A 6,460-nucleotide genomic window follows, 5' to 3' on the forward strand; every position below is an offset into this window, starting at 1 on the left:
GAAAAATGCGTGTTCTACGGCTGCTCCCGCTCCAGCGACCACTGCGAACTCGACCACGCCACCGGCTGGGCCGAAGGCGGAACCACCAACGTGGCTAACCTGCGGCCCGAATGCAAAAAGCACCACCGGCTGAAAACCGAGACTGATTGGGAGCTCGACCAGCCCAACCGGCACCAGTCCGACTGGACCTCCCCCGCCGGCCTCGAATACCCCACCACGCCAGAGCCGCTCGCCCACACCCCGCCCGGCGAACTGGCCAACATCCTCGAACAACACCAAATCCACGACATCAACACCAAACTCACCGCCTACCAACGCAAACACGAAAAAACCACGGGACAAGCCGGAGACAACGGCAGTCAGGACCGGCCAAACATCAACCCACAACGGCTCCGCCTACCCAAGGCACCACCACCGGAACCAGAACTCGACAGCCACCGCGACGACGATGACACCAGCGACGAAACGCCACCACCGTTCTGAGATTCAGGGGCCGCTGAATCAGTCAGTCCATGGGATCGAGCTGGGCGGCGGCAGCGGCCCAGTGATCCGGGTTTCCTGTAGTCAGGGCGTAGACACCGTAGTTGATCGGTGCGGCAGCCATGATTTCCGCGCACTGGTCTCCCAGGCGCTGGGGAATCCTGCCGCCCTCCTCAACGTACGTTCGGACAGTCAGTTCGAAGGCCTCTGGAGTAGAGAGGCTGTGGTGGAAGGTGAAGTCGAGAGCAGGATCGCTGACCTTGGCCGTGGTCCAGTCAAGAACCCCAGTGATTTCGGCGTCCTCGTCCAGCAGAAGATGGGCCGGATAGAGCTCCCCGTGAGTGAAGACGGTGAACTCCGGCCAGAAGCTGTCCTCCTCGAGCCACGCCGTCCAACGGTCCAGCAGGCTCTCCGAAATGCTGAACTCGGCGTTGACCTTGGCCAGATTGGTGCGCCACTCCTCGCGGACTTCTGCCGGTGTGAGAGTGAGAATTCCTGCTGCTTGGGCCGTTTCGGCGTCAATCCGGTGCAACTGGGCGATGAGCCTCCCCAAGGAACGACAGTAGGCAGGCGACTCCCGGTCAAAATGCCAGGAGACTTCACCGCCGTCGAGGGTCAGGCCCGGCTGGCCCGGCAATGCCGGATAGGCCACCAAGGACCGGTTGCGGATCCGCCAGTCAGGAACCGCCGCAGAGAGACGGCCCTTCACAAGTTTGAGGATCCGGGCCTCTTCAGAGATTTTGGCCGAAACATCTGCCCTTCGGGGTATCCTCAGCACCCAGGTCTTCCCGTTCTTCGCCGTCGCGAAGGCGACCAGGTAATCGAGGCCGGCTTCCTCGAAGACGACGCTGGCGGGAATGATGTCGAGTCCGTGCTCCTGGGCAAGATCGGCAACATACTCCGGCGTGTACTCCGTGGCCTCTGTCATGCGTGCCCTCCCTCGGTTGCTGCACACTGTACCGAATGCACCCGGCGAAACCGAGAGGAATCGGCATCGGCCAGAATCGTCCGCAACGTGGCCAACCTGAGGATCGCTGCTGCCACACGTGCGGGGACCCAAGTGGCTAGCGTCGCCGGCCGATGCATCAAGTTCAGTCGGCGACGCAGCACGATCAACCGCGGGTTGCGGCTGAAGAGGCGCGGTCGGCGGCAAGGATCCGCTCGGCGGTTTGCCGGCCCATACGGATGGCGCCGTCCACGTGCTGGTAGCCTTCGGCGGCGAGGTCGGAGCAGGACCAGTAGATGGGGCCGACGGGTTTGAGCTGGTCGGGCCCGTAGCGGTGCAGTCCGCCGAGGTCGAAGCTGGCGGCATAAGCGCCGCGGGTCCATTCCTCGGCGCCCCAATCGGATTCGTAGTAGACCTCGGCGTTGAGGGCTTCCGGCCCGAGGTAACCGGCGATGGAGTCGAGGATGCGTTGCCTGCGCTCCTCGGGGGTCAGCGCGAACATGGCGTCCGCCTTCTCGTCCGAGACGAACCCGACCAGCGTGCCGCGTTCGTCCCCGTGGTTCGTGTTGTCATAGACCTCCTGCACCAGCGCGCTGGGGCTGAAGCAGGTGCCGGAGAGGCCGTCTTCGCGCCAGAACGGTTTGGCGTAGACGGCATGTACTTTGATAACCAGGCCGAGCGACTGGTGCTGGTGCATCTGGTGCTGCCGGCGTGGCAGCGGGGGCTCAAAGGAGACGCGGGAGTAGAGGTTCGGCGGCACCGCCATGATGGCGTAGCGGGCGTGCACGGTCACGTGGTCGGAGACCGCGGTGACGCCGGTGCTTTCACCGTCCTCGCCACCCCACCGCAGGGTGCGTACGGGACTATTGAGTACGACGTCGTTCCCCACCTTTTCGGCGAGGCGTTCGGAGACCCGCTGCAGGCCCCCGATAACGCGCCGGTCGAGGATGAAGTTGTCATCGACGAGGTTGCTGAAGGATCCGGCGGAGGCTGCCATCAGCACGGCCTGCAGGGCGGAGAAGGAGTGGGCGGGCTTGGTGAGCATGCCGCCGGCGATGAAGAGGCCGATGTTGTTGCACGCTTCCTCGTCCGAAGACTGCTGGCGGAGCCAGTGGTGGAAGGAGATGGTGTCCAGCTCTCGGGCCAGGGGATGGGTCCACGGAGCGGTGGCCCCGGCCTCGGCTGCGAGTGTGTCGAGCAGGCCGATCAGGCGCTCCATCTCGGCCTGGGTCTGCTCACTGACGGGGAACATTTCGCCGGTGTAGCGCGTCCGGGTGCCATCCTCAGCCAGGTAGATGGAGTCCCCCTCGCGGTAGCGCGGGAAGGTCTCCAGGCCCAGTTCATCGAGCGTTTCCAGCAGCGCGGTCTGGTCCGGCGAGACCCACTGTCCGCCGATTTCCAGCATGGCGCCGTCGATGACGCTGGTCCAGGTGCGGCCGCCGACGCGGTCGCGCGCTTCGAGGACGGCGACGGAGAGGCCCGCCTGCTGCAGCCGGTGGGCGGCGGTGAGGCCGGAGGGTCCGGCTCCAATGACGACGACGTCGCGTTCCAAAATCTCCACTGTTATCTCTCCTGCGGGTCAAGTAAATGAACGTTATTCATTTACTACTATCGTAGCGGCTTGCCGTGTGATTGGGAAGACAGAACGTAGGATGATGTGCGGATCTCGTTCCGGCCCCCGAACCCGAAGAAAATGGAGGAAAGCGTTCCATGGCAGTGGAGGCAGCATCGGGTGCGCACCGCCCGGCGGGAAGGCCCACGCAGAAGGTCCTCTCCAAGGAACTCATCACTGCGGCTGCCTTGAAGCTGATCGAGGCCGGCGGCTACGACCGCCTGACGATGTCCGCGCTGGCGAAGGCGCTGCAGGTGGCGCCTTCCGCGCTCTACAACCACGTAGCCTCCAAGCAGGACGTGCTGGTGCTGGTGCAGGACGACATCATCAAGAGCATCGATGTGTCCGCCTTCGGGAGCCGGCCGTGGGACGAGGCGGTGCGGCGCTGGGCCTGGTCGTACCGGGACGTCTTTACCCGGCATACGCCGCTGATCCCGATCATCGCTGTGCTGCCTGTGACCGGAGCGCCGCAGACCCTGCGGATGTATGAGACGCTGACGTCCGCGTTCCTGCAGGACGGCTGGCCCGAGCCGCTGATTGTTCCCGCGATCGTGGCGCTGGAGTCCTTCATCTTCGGATCCGCCTTCGACGTAGGCGCCCCTTCGGACATTTTCGAATCGGGCGAACTGGCCGAGGCCAATCCCAACTTCACCTCGGCCGTGCGCAGCCAGGAGCTTGGCGCCGGCGGCTCGGCCGCAGATGCCGCCTTCCGGCTGGGACTGGAGGGGCTGATCGGCGGGCTGCAGGCGCAGCGGGCGGCATGGTCCGCGGGCTGATCGGCGGGCTGGATGGTCCGCGGGCTGCAGGCGCAGCGGGCGGCATGGTCCGCGGGCTGATCCGGTGCAGTATCTGCGCGTTTGAGCGCGGCCGGACTGCTACCGGGCCGCGAGCATTTTGGCGCGGCGGTTGGACAGGACCTGGCCGCCGATGACAATCAGCAGGGCGATGATGAACATGGCTGAGCCGATGACGTTGGCCTGGGCTGGAATGCCCCGGGTGGCGGCGACATAGATGAACTTGGGGAACGTATCGACGTTGCCGGAGTTGAAGTTGGTGATGATGAAATCGTCGAAGCTCATCGCGAAGGCCAGCAGGGCGGCGGCGACGATGCCGGGCAGCAGCAGCGGGAAGGTCACGCGCCAGAAGGACTGCATCGGCGAGGCGTAGAGGTCTGCCGCGGCTTCCTCCAGCTTGGGGTCCAGGCTGGCGACGCGGGCTTTGACGGTCACCACGACGAACGAAATGCAGAACATCGTGTGCGCGATGATGATGGTTCCCAGGCCGAGGTCGGCGCCGATGTTCAGGAACTGCGCCAGCAGGGACGCGCCGAGCACCACTTCCGGTGTGGCCAGCGGCAGGAAGATCAGCATGTTCGCCGTGGCGTTGAACTTGAAGCGATAGCGGACCAGCCCGATGGCGATGGCGGTGCCGAGGATGGTCGCCAGGATGGTGGCGGTGGCGCCGATCTGCAGGCTGTTGCCGAGCGCCTGGCAGACCGCGGGTGCGCCGCAGGGGTTCTGCCAGTTCTCCAGGGTGAAGCCGCGCCACGAAAGGTTGGTCCGTCCGGCGTCGTTGAAGGAAAACGCGAACACATACGCGATGGGGACCAGCAGGAACAGGAAGGCGAGTCCGCCGATGGCCGGGACCAGCCAGCGTCCAATGGTTTGCCGCATAGCGCCTGAGCTCCTCATCTAAAGCAGTTCCTTTAAAGCAGTTCTTTGGTGCCGAAGCGCCGGACGTACAGGAAGACCAGGGCGAGGATGGCGAGCATCAGCACGAAGGAGAGTGCGGAGGCGCCCGGGTAGTCCACCACGCGGAAGAAGCGCGAGTCGATGACCTGGCCGATCATGGTGGTGTCCTGGTTGTTGCCCAGCAGGGCGGCGTTGATGTAATCGCCCGAGGCCGGGATGAAGGTCAGCAGGGTCCCGGCCATCACGCCCGGCATGGACAGCGGCAGCGTGACCGTGCGGAAGGTCTGGAAGGGGCTGGCGTAGAGGTCGTTGCCGGCCTCGATCAGCCGGGTGTCCAGCCGCTCCAGGTTCGCATAGATCGGCAGCGTCATGAAGGGCAGGAAGTTGTAGGTCAGGCCGCAGACCACGGCGAAGGCGGTGGCGGTGAGCCGGCCGTCCTCGGGCAGCAGCGCCAGCGTCCGCAGGACCGCGACAACCGGGCCTTCGTCCGCGAGGATCTGCTTCCAGGCCTGCGTGCGCAGGATGAAGCTGGTGAAGAACGGCGCGATGATCAGGACCAGCAGGATGCCCTGCAGCAGCTTCCGGCCGCGCAGCCGCACGGCCACGAGGTAGGCCATCGGGTAGCCGATCAGCAGCGCCGCGATCGTGGCCACCAGCGCGAAGCCGAAAGACCGGAACAGTTCGGGCCAGTAGGCGCCGAGCACGGCGGTGTAGTTGCTGAACTGCAGTGCCGGCACAAACTGGCCGACATCGGCGCCCGGCGGCTTGGTGTAGAGCGAGGTCGCCAGCAGCGAGAAAACCGGCAGCACGAAGAACAGGAGCATGAAGGCGAACCCGGGCAGGATCAGCCAGTAACCCATGCGGCCGCGGCGGCGGTCGGCCCGGATTTCGTCCGCGCTGCGCAGGTCGGTCTTGCTGCGCAGTGCCCGCTTGCCGCGGAGGTGGCCCTTACCGCGCTGGCCATCCGTGCCGGGCGGGTCCGCCGCGCCGCGGTTCCGGGTCAGCAGGCTCATGTCGCCGCTGCTTCCGCTGTGTCCGCAGCCTCCGCCGCACCGGCGTTGGAATCCTCGTGGCCGTCGAGCCCGAAGGCGTGTGCGGTGTCCCAGCAGAGCACCACGTCGTCGCCCGGCTGCGCCAGCTGCTGGCCGTGGTTCTGCGAGAACACGCCGAGCCGGCCGATCCCGGGAACGTCCACGAGGTAGTCGGTGCTGACGCCGGTGAAGGAGGTGTCCACGACGCGTCCGTGCAGCATGTTGCCCGGCTCGCCTGCGGCCTGCTGTGGCCACAGCATCTTCAGTTTCTCGGGCCGGATGCCCACCAGTACCTTTCCCTGGTGCGTGGTGGCGCGGTCCTTCAGCACCGCCAGCCGGTTACCGTGGGCACTAACGACGACGGCGTCCCCGCGGTCCTCGACCACGTCACCGGGGACGAGATTGGACTTTCCCAAAAAGTTGGCCACGAAGGCGGTGCGCGGAAGTTCGTAGAGCTCGCGCGGCGCGCCCAGTTGTTCCACCTGGCCGGCGTTCATCACGGCGACGGTGTCCGCCATGGTCATGGCTTCTTCCTGGTCGTGCGTGACGTGCACGAAGGTCAGGCCGACTTCGAGCTGGATGTTCTTCAGCTCCACCTGCATCTGGCGGCGTAGCTTCATGTCCAGCGCGCCGAGCGGCTCGTCCAGCAGCAGCACTGCCGGGCGGTTGACGACGGCGCGGGCCAGGGCGACCCGCTGCT

At 65.7% G+C, this 6,460-nt stretch carries 7 protein-coding genes; 2 read left to right on the forward strand and 5 right to left on the reverse strand.

All coding sequences use genetic code 11. From position 1 onward, the window contains the following. A partial coding sequence (locus D477_RS22895) for an HNH endonuclease signature motif containing protein (RefSeq protein ID WP_005274791.1) occupies nucleotides 1-483 on the forward strand: 483 nt, incomplete at its 5' end. Between the two features lie 22 nt (nucleotides 484-505). On the opposite strand, the gene D477_RS20105 is transcribed toward D477_RS22895, so the two are convergent. Together D477_RS20105 and D477_RS20110 are read right to left on the reverse strand one after the other, a co-directional pair. After that, nucleotides 506-1,408, reverse strand: coding sequence for a macrolide 2'-phosphotransferase (locus tag D477_RS20105; RefSeq protein WP_005274794.1), 903 nt, complete (start codon nucleotides 1,406-1,408; stop codon nucleotides 506-508). Nucleotides 1,409-1,592: 184 nt separating this feature from the next. After that, the gene (locus tag D477_RS20110) at nucleotides 1,593-2,987 is read right to left on the reverse strand and encodes a flavin monoamine oxidase family protein (RefSeq protein WP_005274798.1); all 1,395 of its coding nucleotides are present in this window, start codon (nucleotides 2,985-2,987) and stop codon (nucleotides 1,593-1,595) included. Nucleotides 2,988-3,136: 149 nt separating this feature from the next. Here D477_RS20110 and D477_RS20115 point away from each other — a divergent pair, with 149 nt between their 5' ends. Next, entirely contained in the window at nucleotides 3,137-3,814 is a 678-nt protein-coding gene (locus D477_RS20115; RefSeq protein WP_005274801.1) for a TetR/AcrR family transcriptional regulator, read from the forward strand. A gap of 99 nt (nucleotides 3,815-3,913) precedes the next feature. On the opposite strand, the gene D477_RS20120 is transcribed toward D477_RS20115, so the two are convergent. The 3 genes from D477_RS20120 to D477_RS20130 all read right to left on the reverse strand — a co-directional run. Next, entirely contained in the window at nucleotides 3,914-4,711 is a 798-nt protein-coding gene (locus D477_RS20120; protein ID WP_005274803.1) for an ABC transporter permease, read from the reverse strand. Nucleotides 4,712-4,743: 32 nt separating this feature from the next. Beyond that, nucleotides 4,744-5,742, reverse strand: coding sequence for an ABC transporter permease (locus D477_RS20125; RefSeq protein ID WP_005274807.1), 999 nt, complete (start codon nucleotides 5,740-5,742; stop codon nucleotides 4,744-4,746). Then, a partial coding sequence (locus D477_RS20130; protein ID WP_005274810.1) for an ABC transporter ATP-binding protein occupies nucleotides 5,739-6,460 on the reverse strand: 722 nt, incomplete at its 5' end. The genes D477_RS20130 and D477_RS20125, both read right to left, overlap by 4 nt.

Origin of the sequence: Arthrobacter crystallopoietes BAB-32 (assembly GCF_000328305.2) — a bacterium.
GTDB classification, from domain to species: Bacteria; Actinomycetota; Actinomycetes; order Actinomycetales; family Micrococcaceae; genus Crystallibacter; species Crystallibacter crystallopoietes_A.